The sequence below is a fragment of the Yersinia sp. 2541 StPb PI genome, from assembly GCF_052217145.1.
Classification (GTDB): Bacteria; Pseudomonadota; Gammaproteobacteria; order Enterobacterales; family Enterobacteriaceae; genus Yersinia; species Yersinia enterocolitica_E.
The window spans coordinates 842,083-859,457 of record NZ_JAZGQB010000001.1 but is presented as its reverse complement, the minus strand read 5'-3'; the positions used below and the strand labels follow the sequence as shown (position 1 = coordinate 859,457).

Genomic DNA, 17,375 nt, shown 5'->3' with positions numbered 1-17,375 from the left:
CATATTTCATAGTAACGCAGTCTCTTATTTCAATAGCGCCTGAGCTTTCGCTACCACGTTTTCAACAGTGAAACCAAATTCTTTAAACAGCAATTCTGCTGGTGCAGATTCACCGAAGGTGGTCATACCAACCACCGCGCCATTCAGGCCAACGTATTTGTACCAGTAATCGGCAATACCGGCTTCAACGGCAACGCGCGCGCTAACCGCTGCTGGCAATACAGATTCACGGTAAGCGGCGTCTTGTTTGTCGAATGCATCAGTTGATGGCATAGAAACAACACGCACTTTGTGGCCTGCGCCGGTCAGTTGATCTGCTGCTGCCACTGCCAGTTCAACTTCAGAACCGGTAGCAATGAAGATCAGTTCAGGCTGGCCTGCACAATCTTTCAGTACATATGCGCCTTTAGCGATATTGGCTAACTGCTCAGCAGTACGTGGCTGTTGTGCCAGATTCTGACGGGAGAAGATCAGTGCACTCGGGCCATCTTTGCGTTCCAGCGCATACTGCCATGCCACCGCAGACTCAACCTGGTCACAAGGACGCCAGGTGCTCATGTTTGGTGTTACACGCAGGCTGGCCATCTGCTCAACCGGCTGATGGGTTGGGCCATCTTCGCCCAGACCAATAGAGTCATGGGTGTAAACGAATATGCTGCGGATTTTCATCAGAGCAGCCATACGCACCGCGTTACGGGCATATTCCACAAACATCAGGAAGGTTGCGCCGTAAGGAATGAAACCACCGTGCAGAGCAATACCGTTCATGATGGCAGACATACCAAATTCACGGACACCGTAGTGAATGTAGTTACCCGCCAGATCATCGCTCAGTGATTTAGAACCAGACCAGATAGTCAGGTTACTCGGTGCCAGGTCAGCAGAGCCGCCCAAGAATTCAGGTAATACTTTACCGAAGGCTTCCAGCGCATTTTGTGATGCTTTGCGGCTGGCAATCTTGGCAGGATTAGCTTGCAATTGTTCGATGAAATTCTTGGATTCAGTCGCCCAGTTAGCAGGCAATTCACCGCTGACACGACGTTTGAATTCAGCAGCCAGTTCTGGATAAGCTTTGGCATAAGCTGCGAACTTCTCGTTCCAGGCAGCTTCTTTTGCCTGACCGGCTTCTTTAGCATCCCACGCAGCATAGATATTTTGTGGGATTTCAAATGCAGGGTATTTCCACCCCAATGCTTCACGGGTAGCAGCAACTTCATCAGCACCTAATGGTGCACCGTGTGAGTCATGCGTACCGGCTTTCTTCGGTGAGCCAAAACCGATAATGGTTTTGCACATCAGCAGTGAAGGTTTGTCGCTAACTTTGTGAGCTTCTTCGATAGCCGCTTTGATTGAATCAGCATTATGGCCATCAACACCACGAACCACATGCCAACCGTAAGCTTCGAAACGAGCCGCCGTGTCGTCAGTGAACCAGCCTTCAACGTGACCATCGATAGAGATACCGTTGTCGTCATAGAAAGCGGTCAGTTTGCCCAGCTTCATGGTGCCAGCCAGAGAGCACACCTCGTGGGAGATACCTTCCATCATGCAGCCATCACCCATAAATGCGTAGGTGTGATGATCAACAACGTCATGGCTTGGGCGGTTAAACTGTGCGGCCAGCGTGCGTTCTGCAATGGCGAAACCAACAGCATTCGCAATGCCCTGACCCAGCGGGCCGGTGGTAGTTTCTACGCCAGCGGTATAGCCATATTCAGGGTGACCAGGCGTTTTAGAGTGTAACTGACGGAAGTTTTTCAGCTCTTCCATCGGCAAATCATAGCCAGTGAGATGCAGCAAGCTATAGATCAACATGGAGCCGTGACCATTCGATAACACGAAACGGTCGCGATCAGCCCAGTGTGGGTTGGTTGGGTTATGGTTCAAATAGTCACGCCACAAAACTTCGGCGATATCTGCCATACCCATAGGGGCGCCGGGGTGGCCGGAATTCGCTTTCTGCACTGCGTCCATGCTTAGTGCGCGGATCGCGTTGGCAAGCTCTTTACGAGAGGACATGTTTTACTCCAGGTCGGATTAAAAAAAAGCGTTCAAGTTTACCATTTTCTCAGACTCAGCATTGAAACGGCAATCACTAAAACTAAATGAGCTAAAACTTCCATATTTTCAGAATAAAGCTATAGCTGTAACGATTGAGTCGCGTTACCCTCGCTGCGTTTTTAGCCACACAATGAGTGTATTAACCACTCTGTCGGCTGGCAGTGTTCGTTTTTGCAAACAAACCGATATAAACCATACGTTGCCACGAATATTTCGGGCAAGACCTATTGCCGACAGAGTAGAACAACCGTCGTCGATTCAACAGCGATTAATGCAATAGTTAATAAGAATGCAACAGTGACTGTTGGCGAATAATGATGGATAGATAACGCAACTGATACGTTATCATCACGAAGAGAACGGTCCTCTCCAATAATAAAATGGCATAACCACAGGAAGAAAGTGTTATGAAAATTCGTACCTCAATGATTGCACTGAGCCTTACAGCGCTGCTTAGCGGCTGCCAGAATATGAATACTGATGGCTTAATGCAGTCAGGCGCACAGGCATTTCAAGCGGCAACCTTGAATGATGCTGATGTAAAAATGCTCAGCGAAAAATCTTGCGCTGAAATGGATCAGAAAGCGCAGATAGCGCCAACAGACAGTACCTATGCCAAACGGTTGGTGAAAATTTCAGCCGCATTAGGCGATAACATTAATGGTACGCCAGCTAACTATAAGGTGTATGTCACAAAGGATGTGAATGCCTGGGCCATGGCAAATGGTTGTATTCGTGTCTATAGCGGCCTGATGGACATGATGACCGACAATGAAGTGGAAGGTGTACTCGGTCATGAGATGGGCCATGTGGCATTGGGGCATACCCGTAAAGCGATGCAAGTGGCCTATGGCACGACAGCCCTGCGTACCGCAGCCAGTTCCGCGGGCGGGATTGCCGGGCAGTTATCTCAGTCTCAGTTAGCAGATATTGGCGAGAAATTAGTTAACGCTCAATTTTCACAGAAACAAGAAAGCGAAGCGGATGATTACTCATTCGATTTGTTGAAAAAACGCGGTATCGATCCAAATGGTTTAGTCACTAGCTTTGAAAAATTGGCAACCATGGAAGCAGGCCGTACCAGCAGCATGTTTGACGATCATCCGTCATCACAAGCGCGGGCTGATCATATTCGCCAACGTATTGCTGCTGAGAAGTAAACCCCGTCAATTATCACTGTATAACGCCCGTGATTTTTGCGGGCGTTACTCTCTTATTACTAAATATTACCCGCCACTATCTACGTCCAGATTTACCTCAATCTGATCACCTTTAATGCGCACTGGATAGGTTGCTAAATCCCTATCGCCTGGCTCACGCAAGCACTGGCCGGTCCGCACATCAAACAATGCACCGTGTAATGGGCATTCAACGGTTTCTCCATCCATAAAGCCCTGACTTAACAATGCATTGGCATGAGGGCAAATGTCTTCCATCGCAAAATACTCACCATCAATGACATAGACGCCAATCCTTTTATCATCAATCTGCGCTGAGAAAGGAAAATCGGGCTTGACGTAATTTACCTTACAAACACTGACCCATCCCATTCAAGCACCTCTCAGATAAGCATCATAAATGACCAATATTAGTGTGGTTGATATTTGGACAATCACCAGTGACAGGGGCAAACAAAAAGGGCAAACCTGAGTTTGCCCTTAATATAGAGAGACTTCTTGCGTTGAAAAAGCAGCCGTTAGCCGTTATTCATCTTCGAGATAAGTATAACCGTACAGACCTGCTTCGAACTCTTCCATAAACTGCGCCTGCAACTCGGTATCTAGATCAGTTTCTTTCACCTGATCACGGAATTGGTTCAACAATTTCTCAGGGTTCAACTGAACATATTCCAGCATATCTGCGACGGTATCACCTTCGTCAGTCTGCTCAACTTCAACCGTGCCGTCTGGGAATACATACACATCAACCGCGGCAGTATCACCAAACAAGTTATGCATATTGCCCAGAATCTCTTGATAGGCACCAACCATAAAGAAGCCCAACAATGGCGGGTTTTCAGCATCATATGGCGGCATCGGCATGGTGGTTGCTACCCCATCGCCGTCAATATAATGGTCGATAGTACCGTCTGAGTCACAAGTAATATCCAGCAATACCGCGCGGCGTTCTGGTGGCTTATCTAACCCTTCCAGTGGCAACACTGGGAATAACTGATCGATACCCCAGGCATCCGGCATAGATTGGAACAGCGAGAAATTCACGTACAGCTTGTCGGCCATACGCTCTTGCAGCTCATCAATGATTGGCCGGTGTGCACGGTTGCTTGGGTCCAGTTGCTTCTGGATATCATTGCAGATACTCAGGTACATCTGTTCCGCCCAGGCACGTTGTGTCAGGTCCAGTATCCCATGGGCATATTGACTATGCACATCATGTAAATCCATTTGACTGTCGTGCAGCCATTCGCGCAGAGAGCGGCGGTTTTCCGGCTCTTGCATTTCCAGCCAGGTATCCCACAGGCTTATCAGCGCACGAGGTGCATCTTCTTCCGGTGGCTGTGGCTCATTAAATTCATTGCGTTCTACGCCGATCACATTGGAAACCAGCACGGTATGGTGCGCGGTGACTGCGCGGCCCGATTCCGTAATCACGGTAGGATGCGGCAGGCCATGTTCATTACAAGCATCACCAATACCCCAGATAACGTTGTTGGCATATTCATTCAGGCCATAGTTTACTGAGCAATCGGACTGAGAACGCGTCCCTTCGTAATCCACCCCCAAACCACCACCCACATCGAAGCACTGGATATTGACACCCAGCTTGTGTAATTCCACATAGAAACGTGCGGACTCACGAACCCCGGTGGAGATATCACGGATGTTAGATAGCTGAGATCCCAAATGGAAATGCAGTAATTGCAGGCTTTCGAGACTATTGGCGTCACGCAGCATATCAACCAATTGCAGCACTTGGGTGGCAGACAAACCAAATTTAGATTTCTCACCACCGCTAGCCTGCCATTTACCGGAACCTTGTGATGCCAGGCGCGCACGAACACCCAGGCGCGGAACCACATTCAAGCGTTCGGCTTCTTCCAATACCATTTTGATTTCTGACATCTTTTCGATGACCAGATAAACCTTATGGCCCAGTTTTTCGCCGATTAATGCCAGACGAATATATTCACGATCTTTATAGCCGTTACAAACGATAACCGAACGGGTCATACCTGCATGGGCCAAAACCGCCATCATTTCAGCTTTAGAGCCAGCTTCCAGCCCCAACGGCTCACCAGAATTGACTAAAGACTCAATAACCCGGCGATGCTGGTTTACTTTAATCGGGTAAACCAGGAAGTAGTCGCCTTCATAGCCAAATGACTCACGCGCACGTTTAAATGCACCGTTAATTGAGCGTAGGCGATGTTGTAAAATTTGTGGGAAACAGAATAATGCAGGCAGACGTTGCCCCTGCTCGAGCTGCATTCCTTTGACCAGTTGCGCCAGATCGACACGCGCCTCACGAACATCTGGATCAGGGCAAACGCTGATATGACCCAACTCGTTGACGTCATAATAGTTGCCACCCCAATAGGCGACGTTATACGTGCTCAGCATCTTGCTGGCATTACGGTCATTCATGGCAACCTCCTGCATAGAGCGTAAAGAAACATGTGCGCCCGCTGCTGACGGACGGCCAATCAAGTTATCATCAGACATAATTCGCCTCTATTGCGATACTGACGATAAAGTCAGCCACTATCGCAGCTACAACCAGCAAGGACAACCCACGTGGACGCCGAATCGGCAGAATATTACGCTGCAAAGCGCTATCCACAAGTGGTTTATCACTCAGCTATTCATTACCCAAAAGGGTAAAACACGTTTAAATGGAAAATACGTCCGACTGTAAATACGTATTGAGATTTTGTGAATCGGATTAGCCGCAAAGTGGTCAGGCTAGCCGAATTCAGTGCTTCAGGCGGCTGTTAACCTGCCCGCGAATCCTGAGACGCACCCATGTGGGTGTAACATCGCCTTGATGGAGTACAAGAAAGGAAGGTTGCAAAGGGGGATTGAACGTCAGAACGACGTAGCTGTTGATGTGCAGCAACCAGTTGACAACGGATCATTAATCCAACCACCTCCACGCATGCCGCTCAGATTGAACGGACAAGACTTTAAATAAACCCGTCATCTTTCAAGTTACAGGGGAAATAGCTGCATATTGAAATCTATTGGGTATAGACAGATTAAGTAACAGTTTGATGACGCCGCTATTTTCATGCCCATTCACGGTTAAACACCTGAGTGCAAAACTCTGCAAATGTAACAATGAGCTAATGTCATCCTCTGCCATCTTCATCATTGCATATCAAATAAGCTGCGCGCGCAGTTTATACCTATAACGCGAGCAAAATGCAAAATGAAAATAGCGTGTATACCCTAAATAATTCGAGTTGCAGGAAGGCGGCAAGCGAGATAATCCCGATGAACTTACTGTCGCAAGTGATTCGGGTTATTGAGTGTAGCCAACGCACATGCAGCTTGAAGTATGACGGGTATAACTGTATCAAGCGGTAAATAAACACCATGACAACCAAAGCAAGAAATATCTTGATGCAAAAAGGGCTGGCATTAAGAGTAAAAGCTGACCTAAAATAGACGTCCAGATGTTAATACATCCAAACATTTTAATTGCTAGAATGCTACGTGTGCGACAAATCATGCAAGGCTTCTAAATTTATACGCCCAAAAAACTTGGCGTTGCGGGTGGGCAGCAGACGAACCAGCCCGATGAGCTTACTCAAATGAGTGGTTCGGAGGACTGCGTGCAGCTAACAACCAGGCAGCTTCAAGTACGAATGGGATCGACTGCTAAAGGCTTTGCCTAAAGAGGCGTTGTAAAACGTCAACGTATCAGAAGACCTAACCAAACGTAGGCTTCTGTTGCCTGGCACCCAACGCTATGCAGTGACTTTTCACTTGTATTCAAGGTAAAGAAAATAATGGCTAAACACTTATTTACGTCGGAATCTGTTTCTGAAGGACATCCAGACAAAATTGCTGATCAGATTTCAGATGCGGTACTGGACGCAATTCTTGAGCAAGACCCAAAAGCGCGTGTTGCCTGCGAGACCTATGTCAAAACGGGTATGGTATTAGTTGGCGGTGAAGTTACCACTAACGCATGGGTAGATATCGAAGAGATCACCCGTAAAACCGTGCGCGAAATCGGTTATGTTAATTCTGAGATGGGTTTTGATGCTAACTCTTGCGCCGTTTTAAGTGCGATTGGGAAGCAGTCACCTGATATTAATCAGGGTGTTGACCGTTCAGACCCCTTAGAACAAGGCGCGGGTGATCAGGGCCTGATGTTCGGCTATGCCACTAACGAAACCGACGTTTTAATGCCTGCACCTATTACCTATGCACACCGTTTGGTAAAGCGTCAGGCTGAAGTGCGTAAAAATGGCACCTTGCCATGGCTGCGCCCGGATGCAAAAAGCCAGATTACCTTCCAGTATGATAACGGCAAGATTGTCGGTATTGATGCGGTTGTTCTGTCGACGCAGCATTCAGAAGATATCAGTCTGAAAGATTTACAAGAAGCGGTGATGGAAGAGATTATCAAGCCGGTTCTACCTGTTGAGTGGCTCACCGCAGCTACCAAATATCATATCAACCCGACAGGCCGTTTCGTTATCGGTGGCCCAATGGGCGACTGTGGTCTGACTGGGCGTAAAATCATTGTTGATACCTACGGCGGCATGGCTCGTCATGGGGGCGGTGCATTCTCCGGTAAAGATCCATCCAAAGTTGACCGCTCAGCAGCATATGCTGCCCGTTATGTAGCGAAAAATATTGTTGCGGCTGGCCTGGCTGACCGTTGCGAGATTCAGGTTTCATACGCCATTGGTGTGGCAGAACCTACCTCCATCATGGTGGAAACATTCGGCACGGGTAAGGTCTCTGAGGATCAATTGATTACCTTGGTACGTGAATTCTTCGAACTGCGCCCTTATGGCTTGATTCAGATGCTGGATCTGTTGCATCCGATCTATCAAGCAACCGCAGCTTATGGTCACTTTGGTCGTGAAGAATTCCCTTGGGAAAAAACCGACAAAGCCGCCTTGCTGCGTGAGGCTGCTGGCTTGAAATAAGTTTCAACCGTTAAGCGCTGAACAGCAAAAACCCCGCCTGGCGGGGTTTTTTATATCTAACGAGCACGCTCTAGTAGGCTAAATATTACCATTCCCGCCACCATCGCGGCGACAAAGATAACCCCTTTGAACATCCCTGCGCCCAGCAATACCAGTGCCGGCCCAGGGCATATCCCCGCCAATCCCCAACCGACGCCAAACAACAGGCTACCGCCAATTAACCGCCGATCAATACGATTAGAGGTTGGCAATTGCAAGGGTTGCCCCAGCAAACTGACTTTACGTTTTTTGGCCCAGGTAAAACCGAGTAGCGCGATAGCCACTGCGGCTGCCATCACCAATGCCAATGACGGGTCCCATAAACCTCTAATGTCGAGAAAACCTAAGACCTTGGCAGGGTTGGCCATACCTGCAACTATCAGGCCCAAACCAAATATCAGCCCGGCCAACAGCGAGAAAAATAGATTCATATTCTGTTCCTAAGCAAATAGATGGCGAACCAGCCCCACAGTGATAAAGCCGGTAAACATAAAGCTCAATGTCGCCACCAGTGAACGTGGCGAGAAACGAGCTAGCCCACAGACGCCATGCCCACTGGTACATCCGGCACCATAGCGCGTCCCAATTCCTACCAGCAATCCGGCTAAAATCAGAGTGGGCAAAGCTGCATCAATTTGGATAACCGGTAACGCGGTAAACAGCGAATAAACCAAAGGTGAAATAACCAAACCAATGATGAATGCCATACGCCAGCCGCGATCCCCTGCTTTTGGCGAAAGTAAGCCCCCCAAAATGCCACTAATACCAGCAATCCGGCCAGTGGCTAACAATAGAAACGTTACTGCAACGCCCAATACTGCCCCTCCGGCCAGTGCACTGTAAGGGGTAAAGTTAATCCAATCGATAGTCATATTGCCTCCTTCTCTTGTGGGCAATAAAGCTGATAGAGCAGCTCCAACAGTGCCAAAACTTTACTATCGGCGATTGAGTAAAATATCCGCTTACCGTCGCGGCGAGTGTTCACTAGCCCATCACTACGCAGCACACCAAGCTGTTGTGATAACGTTGGTTGATGAATCCCCAATGCGGCTTCTAATTCACCTACTGCTTTTTCTCCCTGGCTCAATTGACACAGTAAGAGCAAACGATCCTCATTTGACAGCACCCGTAATACATCACCAGCCGCTGCTGCCGCTTGCCTCATAAGATCCATGCTGATCATTTGATGGTTATTCATAAGCCCTTCGGATAACTAGATTTCATTATATATTTTTATATTATATGTTTTTATATAATAATCTACTCAAAATAGTCCTGCCTACTGGCTTGCATCTGCTTATCGACCGTTTTATTCTTCGGCGATATGAGTACACAACGAATCCCAATCGCGTTACAGCAAGCCGTTATGCGCTGCCTGCGCCACAAATTGCAGTTAGCGAATCAACATCTTGGCACCGCCTACTCGGAGCCGAAAATCAATTATCATCAACGCGGCACTAGCGCGGGTAGTGCCTATCTGCAATCCTTCGAGATTCGTCTTAACCCTGTATTGTTACTGGAAAATCAGCAGGACTTTATCGAGGAAGTGGTGCCGCACGAACTGGCTCACTTGCTGGTTTATCGCCAATTTGGCCGAGTTGCTCCCCATGGTAAAGAGTGGCGCTGGATGATGGAGCAGGTATTGCAAGTCCCCGCCAGCCGCACCCACCAGTTTGAAGTCGCCTCGGTGCGCAGTAAGACCTTCAATTATCAGTGCAAATGCCAGCAACATGCATTAACCATTCGTCGCCACAATAAAGTACAGCGCGGCGAGAGCGAATATCGCTGCCGCCACTGTGGTGAAAAGCTGCAATTTAACGCGCTAAAAAGCTGTTAGGAATTGGTGTTACTTGTTATAAAACAGCATGTTAATTTGCTATCCATCAGTATTATCTATAACCTGCCTGCTTTTCATCATCGGGCTGTTTTGAGATATGTTACGCAATATTCTATTCTTGCTGGTTTTATCCTCCTCGTTGCTTCCTCTGGTCAGTCACAGTCAAAGCATTAATAACTTTTCTCAGGCCAAAGCGGTCGCTGTAAAAATTAATCAGGATGCCCCCAGCAGTTTTTACTGCGGATGCAAAATTGATTGGCAAGGTAAGAAAGGTATTCCTGACCTGAAAAGTTGTGGCTATCAACCAAGAAAAAACGCCCAGCGAGCAGCAAGGATCGAGTGGGAGCATGTGGTTCCGGCTTGGCAATTTGGCCACCAGCGCCAATGCTGGCAACAAGGTGGCCGCAAAAACTGCACTAAAGATCCCATCTATCGCCAAATAGAAACTGATCTGCATAATCTGCAACCGGCTATTGGCGAAGTGAATGGTGACCGCAATAACTTCATGTATTCCCAATGGAATGGCGGCCAGGGCCAATACGGTCAATGTGATATGAAAATTGATTTTAAAAATAAACTGGCAGAGCCGCCAGCGCGTGCTCGCGGAGCAATTGCCCGCACCTATTTTTATATGCGCGATCAATATCAACTGCGACTTTCCAGCCAACAAAGCAAGCTGTTTGAGGTCTGGAACCGCCAGTACCCTGTCACCAACTGGGAATGCCAGCGTGATGAGCGGATAGCGAAAGCTCAGGGTAATCATAACCCTTATGTACAACGGGCTTGCCAGCAGCAAAAAGGCTAATCTAGTATATGGGCTGATACTTCCCTGCCTCTGGTCTCCTTAGGCACTTATTTATTTCGCGTGGCACCACTCGCTGCGCGGTATGTTTTCGTTTCAGGACTTAGAGCAACCCATGCGCATACCCCGCATTTATCATCCACAGCCTTTGCAGGCGAATACCGAACTGGCGTTGAGCGATGAGGCAGCCAATCATGTAGGCCGCGTGCTCCGTATGGTTGAGGGGCAAAGCCTGCAACTATTTGATGGTAGCAATCAGGTCTTCGCTGCCGAAATTGTCCGCTCAGATAAAAAAAATCTGCGGGTTCGGCTTGGTGAAGGGCAATTGGAAGACCGTGAATCACCACTGAGCTTACATTTGGGTCAGGTGATCTCCCGGGGCGAGAAAATGGAATTTACCGTGCAGAAATCGATTGAGCTGGGTGTCAATGTGATTACTCCGCTGTTTTCTGAACGTTGTGGGGTTAAGCTCGATGGCGAGCGTTTAGTGAAGAAACTCCAGCAGTGGCAGAAAATTGCTATCGCTGCCTGCGAGCAGTGTGGCCGCAATAGGATCCCGGAAATCCGCAACGCCATGCAACTATCAGACTGGTGTGCTGAGCAGGATGATAGCCTGAAACTGAATCTGCATCCGCGCGCCAGCAACAGCATCAATACCCTTCCCCCTACACTCAACAACGTGCGTTTGTTGATTGGCCCGGAGGGCGGCCTCTCTGCCGATGAAATTGCCATGACCTCGCGCCTTGGATTTACTGATATCCTGCTAGGTCCACGAGTTCTACGTACCGAAACTACAGCTCTTACCGCAATCACTGCTTTACAGGTGCGGTTTGGTGATCTGGGATAAAATTCGTTCCCATTAGGAGAGAAGAATGATCAAGCTCGGCATCGTAATGGACCCAATCTCGTCCATTAATATCAAGAAAGACTCCAGCTTCGCCATGCTGTTGGAAGCACAGCGCCGTGGTTGGGAACTGCATTACATGGAGATGGGCGACCTGTACTTACAGGGTGGTGAAGGCCGAGCCAGTACCCGTCTACTCAGCGTAAAACAGGATAAAGAGAGTTGGTTCAGTTTCGGCGCTGAACAGGATATTCCCCTGCACGACCTTGATGTCATCCTGATGCGCAAAGATCCGCCGTTTGATACTGAATTCATCTACGCCACCTATATTCTGGAGCGCGCAGAAGATAAGGGCACACTGGTAGTGAACAAGCCGCAGAGCCTGCGTGACTGTAATGAGAAGCTGTTTACCGCCTGGTTCCCTGAATTAACGCCGGATACTCTGGTCAGCCGCAATAAAGACCGCATTCGTAAATTCCATCAAAAACACGGTGATATCATTCTGAAACCGCTGGATGGGATGGGAGGGACCTCAATCTTCCGTGTGAAACAAGATGATCCTAACCTGTCGGTGATTATTGAAACGCTGACCGAATTGGGCAGCCGATTCTGCATGGCGCAGAACTTCCTGCCCGCCATTAAAGAAGGCGATAAACGGGTCTTGGTGGTTGACGGCGAGCCGGTACCTTACTGCCTGGCACGTATCCCGGCGCAAGGTGAAACCCGGGGTAATCTGGCGGCCGGCGGCCGAGGCGAAGCCCGTCCACTCAGTGAGAGCGACTGGGCGATTGCCCGCGCTGTCGCACCGGTACTGAAGCAGAAAGGCTTAATTTTCGTCGGGTTAGATATTATCGGCGATCGTCTGACTGAAATTAACGTCACCAGTCCGACCTGCATCCGTGAAATTGAAGCTGCCTTCCCGGATGTGTCCATTACCAAAATGCTGATGGATGCAATCGAAGCGCGGTTAGCTAATAAATAAACCAGATACCCTCCCCAAAGTCATGGGTGTTGCAGGCAGGCGGCAAGAGAGTAACAAATCGGTCAGGAACCGATTTGAACAGCATTTATGCTAGCCCGCAGGGTGAGCCTCAAGGATGAGGCTCATTAATCCCGATGAGCTTACTCAAGTAAGTGATTCGGGTGCGTGAACGCAGCCAACACCCCTGCGGCTTCAAGGACGAAGGGGATCCGTGACTTTATTGGCATTTATCCGCATACTGACAAAAGTTCACCCCTTAACTCAGCGAATCCCCTATATAACATAATGAATTTACAGCATCATTTTCTTATCGCTATGCCTTCACTCCAGGACCCCCTATTTATGCGCTCGGTTATTTACATCTGCGAGCATAACCAAGAGGGCGCAATGGGCTTAGTGATAAACAAACCTATGGAACAGTTCACGGTAGAAACTGTGCTGGAAAAACTGAAAATCAGCCCTTCACCACGGGATCCAGCGATACGTCTGGATAAACCGGTATTAACCGGTGGGCCACTGGCAGAGGATCGGGGGTTTATCCTGCATTCACCACGGGAGGGATTCGGCTCCAGTATTCCTATCTCAGCCGATACGATGATAACCACCTCCAAAGATGTATTGGAGACCCTAGGGACGCCAGAACAACCTAAAAATCTACTGGTGGCATTGGGTTATGCAGGCTGGCAAAAGGGGCAACTAGAGCAGGAATTGCTGGATAACACCTGGTTGACGATTGAGGCTGATACCAACATTCTGTTCCACACGCCAATTGCAGAACGTTGGCAAGCTGCGGCCAACAAGTTGGGTATCAATATCTTTAATATTGCTCCGCAAGCAGGACACGCCTAATGGCTAATCGCACGATTGTTGCCTTTGATTTTGGGACTAAAAGTATCGGCGTAGCCATTGGCCAAGAAGTGACCGGCACTGCCCGCGCGCTAACGTCATTTAAAGCGCAGGATGGCACGCCAGACTGGCAGAAAGTCGAAAAACTGCTGAAAGAGTGGCAACCTGATTTAGTCGTTGTCGGACTGCCGCTGAATATGGATGGCACCGAGCAACCCCTAACTACCCGCGCGCGCAGGTTTGCCAACCGCTTACATGGCCGCTTTGGTGTACAAATAGCCTTACAGGATGAACGCCTCAGCACCGTAGAAGCCCGCGCCAACTTATTTGACAGTGGCGGCTACCGTGCTTTGGATAAAGGCAGTGTCGATGCTGCATCTGCGGTCATTATTCTGGAAAGTTGGTTTGATGAACAGGCTGGCTGAATAGGTTTTTATTCAGCTTCAGATACGGTTACCCAGATTATGTTTCCACCGTCTGGTTTGGCAATCCCCCGCATATCGTGACACCTGTACCCACAGGATTGTATACTGAACCTATGCCAATCAGCGGCTCAAATATTGCACACCCCATGCGGGTGTTTTTTACATTTATTGAGGTTTTCTCATGACAAAAGTGACTGTTGCTGCGACCCAAATGGCTTGCTCTTGGGACCTACCTAAGAACATTGAAAATGCCGAGAAACTGGTACGTCAAGCGCATGCCAAAGGTGCACAGATCATCCTGATTCAGGAGCTGTTTGCCGCACCTTATTTCTGTATTGATCAAAGCCCGGAACACTATGCACTGGCCCAAGAGCTGGATAGTAGCCCGTTAATTAAGCACTTCGCCAAGTTGGCAGCCGAGCTGGAAGTAGTGTTACCGCTGAGCTTCTTTGAGAAAGCCAACAATGCTTATTATAACTCGCTGGTTATGATTGATGCTGATGGCTCGGTGTTAGATGTATACCGTAAGACCCATATTCCTAACGGCCCGGCTTATCAGGAAAAACAATTCTTTATTCCGGGCGATACCGGTTTTAAAGTCTGGCAAACTCGTTATGCCAAAGTAGGCGTTGGCATCTGTTGGGATCAGTGGTTCCCGGAAACGGCCCGTAGCCTGGCACTGCTTGGTGCGGAAATCATCTTCTACCCGACCGCGATTGGTTCTGAACCTGCCTATCCTGAAATCGATAGCCAACCACACTGGACCCGCGTACAGCAGGGCCACGCCGCTGCAAACCTGGTGCCCGTAATTGCATCTAACCGTATCGGTACCGAGAAAAGTAAATTTATAGCGGGCCTGGAAATGACCTTCTACGGATCTTCGTTCATTGCTGACCAGACTGGCGCTCTGCTGGCTCAGGCCAACAAAACGGATGAGGCTGTTTTGGTACATGAATTTGATTTACAAGAAATCGCTGCCCAGCGCGCTTCATGGGGCTTGTTCCGCGATCGCCGCCCAGAAATGTATCAAGCTTTAGCCACTTCTGACGGCAAGACCCGGAGATAATTTATGTCTGCACAAGATGCGATTTTACAAGCTTCAGCTTCACAAGCCCTACCCGGCACACCACAGCAGGATGGCTTCTTTATGCCTGCCGAGTGGGCAAAGCAGGATGCGGTCTGGATGCTGTGGCCATACCGTCAAGATAACTGGCGTGGCAAGGGGGCTCCCGCTCAGCAGACGTTTGCCAAAGTTGCTGAGGCCATCAGCAGTACAACCCCCGTATTTATGGGCGTGCCAGCTGAATTTATGGCTCAGGCTAAAGCAACCCTGCCTGCTAACGTAACATTGGTCGAAATGGCCAGTGATGATGCCTGGATGCGTGACACCGGCCCGACGATGGTGATTAACGGTAGCGGTGAACGCCGCGCTGTGGATTGGCAGTTCAACGCATGGGGCGGCCTTAACGGTGGCCTGTATGCCAACTGGCAACAAGATGAGAAAGTTGCCGTTCAAGTGAGTGACTTCCTGCATAACGCCTATTACAGCGCCCCACTGGTATTAGAAGGTGGTTCGATTCATACCGATGGTGAAGGCACTTTGCTAACCACCGCTGAATGTTTGCTGAATCCAAACCGCAATCCGCATCTGAATCAAGCGCAGATTGAACAGTTATTGCGTGAATACCTGGGTGTTACACACTTCATCTGGTTGCAAGATGGCGTCTATAACGATGAAACTGATGGTCATATCGACAATATGTGCTGTTTTGTTCGCCCGGGTGAAGTTGCCCTACATTGGACCGACGATCAACAAGATCCACAGTACGCACGATCAGTTGCTGCTTTTGATGTGTTATCCAATGCGGTTGATGCCAAAGGCCGCAAGCTAAAAATCTGGAAACTACCGGCTCCCGGCCCACTGTATAACACCGAAGAAGAGACTTTCGATGTGCTATCCAGCGATGCGGTTCCCCGTACCGCTGGTGAACGACTGGCTGGCTCTTACGTCAACTTTTTGATCAGTAACCAACAAATCATTTACCCGTTGTTAGATTACCGTACCGATGGCGTGGCGCAAGATCTGTTGCAGCAGATGTTCCCAGACTTTGTGATTACCGGTGTTCCCGCCCGAGAGATCCTGCTCGGTGGGGGGAATATTCACTGTATTACTCAGCAGATCCCGTCAGCATAATTACCCTTCTTACTTGGAGCCGTGGCAGTGTTAGCGGCTCTCATTCACCCGAATCACTTACTGTTGGTTAGCGGCGCTATGTTAATTGGCTAACATTATTCTCTGCCAATATCCCCTGCCTCTCCCGCCGCACCATCCCTTGCTCAAAGGTTTGCATCCCCCATTGCGCGCCAGCTTGTATCACATTCGGGAGCTGATAGGATTTACCTTCACGAATCAAATGGCTGACGGCAGTGGTTTGTATCAGAATTTCAAAAACGGCAATGCGCCCACCGGCTGTTTTATTACATAACTTTTGTGCGATAACCGCACGTAAGCTCGCTGCCAATTGTGCCTGAATAGTGGCTTTCTCTGCCGCAGGGAAAACATCTACCAGCCGATCAATTGCCTGTGTTGCTGTACGAGTATGTAGCGTAGCCAGCACCAAATGCCCCGTTTCAGCGGCAGTCAGAGCTAAACGAATCGTATCCAGATCACGTAACTCACCCAACAAAATGATATCGGGATCCTGACGCAATGCTCCAGTTAAGGCATGACTAAAAGATTGGGTATGGCTCCCCAGCTCCCGTTGCTGGATCAAACATGAAAGACTGCTATGAACAAACTCAATCGGATCTTCAAGCGTAATGATATGACGAGCCTGATGCTGATTGATGGCACTGATCATCGCGCTTAATGTCGTGGACTTACCACTGCCTGTCGCACCAGTAACCAGAATCAACCCATTATCTTGCTCAACGAGTTGGTGAATAATCGGTGGGACATCCAACTCTTCCAGTGATGGGCATGCCGCAGAGATAATACGAAAAGCTACCGATTGCCCCTGCTGTTGCTGAAAAATATTAGCCCGTAGCCGTTGTCCACTAATTGTCGTGTAAGCACAATCCACCTGCCCCATTTCCCGCAATCGGCGATACTGCGCCTCGCTTAATAAGTGCCGACTGAGCTTATTGAGCCAGTTGACACTCACCCGTGGCCAGTGAGTGAAGGTTTTCAGTACGCCATCAATACGTAATACCGGGTGATAACCGGTACAAAGGTGCAGATCCGATGCGTTATGATTTACACTAGCCGCCACCTTATTCGCGAAGTCCTGTTCATCAAAGCCATCATCGGTATGTTCGGGGCTTTCTAAGTCAATGCATTTAGCTGTGCCATCGCTAAATACAGGGTTATCCTGGTCTGTGTTTTTATCATCCAGACTGGTGAAATCCATAT

18 protein-coding genes are annotated in these 17,375 nt (G+C 48.9%); 10 read left to right on the top strand and 8 right to left on the bottom strand.

Going from position 1 to position 17,375, the window contains the following annotated elements:
- Positions 1-24: 24 nt before the first annotated feature.
- Positions 25-2,019 carry a transketolase gene (tkt, locus tag V1953_RS03650; protein ID WP_083162723.1) on the bottom strand — a complete coding sequence of 665 codons (1,995 nt, stop codon included), beginning with the start codon at positions 2,017-2,019 and terminating at the stop codon, positions 25-27.
- A 449-nt stretch (positions 2,020-2,468) separates the two neighbouring features.
- Here tkt and V1953_RS03645 point away from each other — a divergent pair, with 449 nt between their 5' ends.
- Positions 2,469-3,221: a M48 family metallopeptidase gene (locus V1953_RS03645; RefSeq protein ID WP_083162721.1), complete on the top strand. Its 753-nt coding sequence runs from the start codon at positions 2,469-2,471 to the stop codon at positions 3,219-3,221.
- A 66-nt stretch (positions 3,222-3,287) separates the two neighbouring features.
- Here V1953_RS03645 and V1953_RS03640 read toward each other — a convergent pair whose 3' ends face one another.
- The 3 genes from V1953_RS03640 to V1953_RS03630 form a co-directional block, all read right to left on the bottom strand.
- On the bottom strand, positions 3,288-3,611 hold the full coding sequence (locus tag V1953_RS03640; RefSeq protein WP_083162719.1) for a non-heme iron oxygenase ferredoxin subunit: 324 nt from the start codon (positions 3,609-3,611) through the stop codon (positions 3,288-3,290).
- Between the two features lie 153 nt (positions 3,612-3,764).
- The gene (gene speA, locus V1953_RS03635; RefSeq protein ID WP_083162717.1) at positions 3,765-5,744 is read right to left on the bottom strand and encodes a biosynthetic arginine decarboxylase; all 1,980 of its coding nucleotides are present in this window, start codon (positions 5,742-5,744) and stop codon (positions 3,765-3,767) included.
- Between the two features lie 269 nt (positions 5,745-6,013).
- Positions 6,014-6,157 (bottom strand): hypothetical protein, encoded by a 144-nt coding sequence (locus V1953_RS03630; protein WP_420070940.1) that lies wholly within the window; start codon positions 6,155-6,157, stop codon positions 6,014-6,016.
- 876 nt (positions 6,158-7,033) lie between these two features.
- Between V1953_RS03630 and metK the strand changes: the two genes are divergently transcribed.
- Positions 7,034-8,188, top strand: a complete 1,155-nt coding sequence (metK, locus tag V1953_RS03625; RefSeq protein ID WP_083162713.1) for a methionine adenosyltransferase — start codon at positions 7,034-7,036, stop codon at positions 8,186-8,188.
- Between the two features lie 56 nt (positions 8,189-8,244).
- Here the strand turns inward: metK and V1953_RS03620 are convergent, their stop codons facing one another.
- From V1953_RS03620 to V1953_RS03610, 3 genes are read right to left on the bottom strand one after another with little or no spacing between them, the layout of a single operon-like run.
- Positions 8,245-8,658, bottom strand: a complete 414-nt coding sequence (locus V1953_RS03620) for a DUF6691 family protein (protein WP_442850664.1) — start codon at positions 8,656-8,658, stop codon at positions 8,245-8,247.
- Between the two features lie 9 nt (positions 8,659-8,667).
- Complete coding sequence (locus tag V1953_RS03615) at positions 8,668-9,099, bottom strand: YeeE/YedE family protein (protein WP_372569595.1); 432 nt, start codon at positions 9,097-9,099, stop codon at positions 8,668-8,670.
- Positions 9,096-9,425, bottom strand: a complete 330-nt coding sequence (locus V1953_RS03610) for a metalloregulator ArsR/SmtB family transcription factor (RefSeq protein WP_193784784.1) — start codon at positions 9,423-9,425, stop codon at positions 9,096-9,098. The genes V1953_RS03615 and V1953_RS03610 overlap by 4 nt, the downstream gene beginning before the upstream one ends.
- Positions 9,426-9,551: 126 nt before the next feature.
- Here V1953_RS03610 and V1953_RS03605 point away from each other — a divergent pair, with 126 nt between their 5' ends.
- The 8 genes from V1953_RS03605 (at position 9,552) to aguA (ending at position 16,157) form a co-directional block, all read left to right on the top strand.
- Positions 9,552-10,064 (top strand): SprT family zinc-dependent metalloprotease, encoded by a 513-nt coding sequence (locus tag V1953_RS03605; RefSeq protein WP_083162707.1) that lies wholly within the window; start codon positions 9,552-9,554, stop codon positions 10,062-10,064.
- A 97-nt stretch (positions 10,065-10,161) separates the two neighbouring features.
- The gene (gene endA, locus V1953_RS03600) at positions 10,162-10,869 is read left to right on the top strand and encodes a deoxyribonuclease I (protein WP_372569596.1); all 708 of its coding nucleotides are present in this window, start codon (positions 10,162-10,164) and stop codon (positions 10,867-10,869) included.
- A 112-nt stretch (positions 10,870-10,981) separates the two neighbouring features.
- Positions 10,982-11,713, top strand: coding sequence for a 16S rRNA (uracil(1498)-N(3))-methyltransferase (gene rsmE, locus V1953_RS03595; protein WP_083162699.1), 732 nt, complete (start codon positions 10,982-10,984; stop codon positions 11,711-11,713).
- Positions 11,714-11,738: 25 nt separating this feature from the next.
- Entirely contained in the window at positions 11,739-12,692 is a 954-nt protein-coding gene (gene gshB, locus V1953_RS03590; RefSeq protein ID WP_372560631.1) for a glutathione synthase, read from the top strand.
- A 285-nt stretch (positions 12,693-12,977) separates the two neighbouring features.
- Positions 12,978-13,541, top strand: a complete 564-nt coding sequence (locus V1953_RS03585) for a YqgE/AlgH family protein (protein ID WP_083162695.1) — start codon at positions 12,978-12,980, stop codon at positions 13,539-13,541.
- Entirely contained in the window at positions 13,541-13,963 is a 423-nt protein-coding gene (ruvX, locus tag V1953_RS03580; RefSeq protein ID WP_083162693.1) for a Holliday junction resolvase RuvX, read from the top strand. Before V1953_RS03585 ends, ruvX begins: the two co-directional genes overlap by 1 nt.
- A gap of 181 nt (positions 13,964-14,144) precedes the next feature.
- Complete coding sequence (gene aguB / locus V1953_RS03575; RefSeq protein WP_083162691.1) at positions 14,145-15,029, top strand: N-carbamoylputrescine amidase; 885 nt, start codon at positions 14,145-14,147, stop codon at positions 15,027-15,029.
- Between the two features lie 3 nt (positions 15,030-15,032).
- A complete protein-coding gene (aguA, locus tag V1953_RS03570; protein ID WP_442850663.1) occupies positions 15,033-16,157 on the top strand; it encodes an agmatine deiminase in 1,125 nt (374 codons plus the stop codon).
- A 76-nt stretch (positions 16,158-16,233) separates the two neighbouring features.
- Here aguA and V1953_RS03565 read toward each other — a convergent pair whose 3' ends face one another.
- The gene (locus V1953_RS03565; protein ID WP_193784783.1) at positions 16,234-17,373 is read right to left on the bottom strand and encodes a type IV pilus twitching motility protein PilT; all 1,140 of its coding nucleotides are present in this window, start codon (positions 17,371-17,373) and stop codon (positions 16,234-16,236) included.
- Between the last annotated feature and the right edge of the window lie 2 nt (positions 17,374-17,375).

Bases quoted from the DNA above. Each gene is read 5' to 3' on its own strand.
- V1953_RS03620 (WP_442850664.1), bottom strand. From the start codon at position 8,658: ATGAATCTATTTTTCTCGCTGTTGGCCGGGCTGATATTTGGTTTGGGC.
- V1953_RS03610 (WP_193784784.1), bottom strand. From the start codon at position 9,425: ATGAATAACCATCAAATGATCAGCATGGATCTTATGAGGCAAGCGGCA.
- tkt (WP_083162723.1), bottom strand. From the start codon at position 2,019: ATGTCCTCTCGTAAAGAGCTTGCCAACGCGATCCGCGCACTAAGCATG.
- speA (WP_083162717.1), bottom strand. From the start codon at position 5,744: ATGTCTGATGATAACTTGATTGGCCGTCCGTCAGCAGCGGGCGCACAT.
- endA (WP_372569596.1), top strand. From the start codon at position 10,162: ATGTTACGCAATATTCTATTCTTGCTGGTTTTATCCTCCTCGTTGCTT.
- aguA (WP_442850663.1), top strand. From the start codon at position 15,033: ATGTCTGCACAAGATGCGATTTTACAAGCTTCAGCTTCACAAGCCCTA.
- gshB (WP_372560631.1), top strand. From the start codon at position 11,739: ATGATCAAGCTCGGCATCGTAATGGACCCAATCTCGTCCATTAATATC.
- V1953_RS03630 (WP_420070940.1), bottom strand. From the start codon at position 6,157: ATGATCCGTTGTCAACTGGTTGCTGCACATCAACAGCTACGTCGTTCT.
- V1953_RS03615 (WP_372569595.1), bottom strand. From the start codon at position 9,099: ATGACTATCGATTGGATTAACTTTACCCCTTACAGTGCACTGGCCGGA.
- V1953_RS03645 (WP_083162721.1), top strand. From the start codon at position 2,469: ATGAAAATTCGTACCTCAATGATTGCACTGAGCCTTACAGCGCTGCTT.
- ruvX (WP_083162693.1), top strand. From the start codon at position 13,541: ATGGCTAATCGCACGATTGTTGCCTTTGATTTTGGGACTAAAAGTATC.
- rsmE (WP_083162699.1), top strand. From the start codon at position 10,982: ATGCGCATACCCCGCATTTATCATCCACAGCCTTTGCAGGCGAATACC.
- V1953_RS03585 (WP_083162695.1), top strand. From the start codon at position 12,978: ATGAATTTACAGCATCATTTTCTTATCGCTATGCCTTCACTCCAGGAC.
- V1953_RS03605 (WP_083162707.1), top strand. From the start codon at position 9,552: ATGAGTACACAACGAATCCCAATCGCGTTACAGCAAGCCGTTATGCGC.
- V1953_RS03640 (WP_083162719.1), bottom strand. From the start codon at position 3,611: ATGGGATGGGTCAGTGTTTGTAAGGTAAATTACGTCAAGCCCGATTTT.
- metK (WP_083162713.1), top strand. From the start codon at position 7,034: ATGGCTAAACACTTATTTACGTCGGAATCTGTTTCTGAAGGACATCCA.
- aguB (WP_083162691.1), top strand. From the start codon at position 14,145: ATGACAAAAGTGACTGTTGCTGCGACCCAAATGGCTTGCTCTTGGGAC.
- V1953_RS03565 (WP_193784783.1), bottom strand. From the start codon at position 17,373: ATGGATTTCACCAGTCTGGATGATAAAAACACAGACCAGGATAACCCT.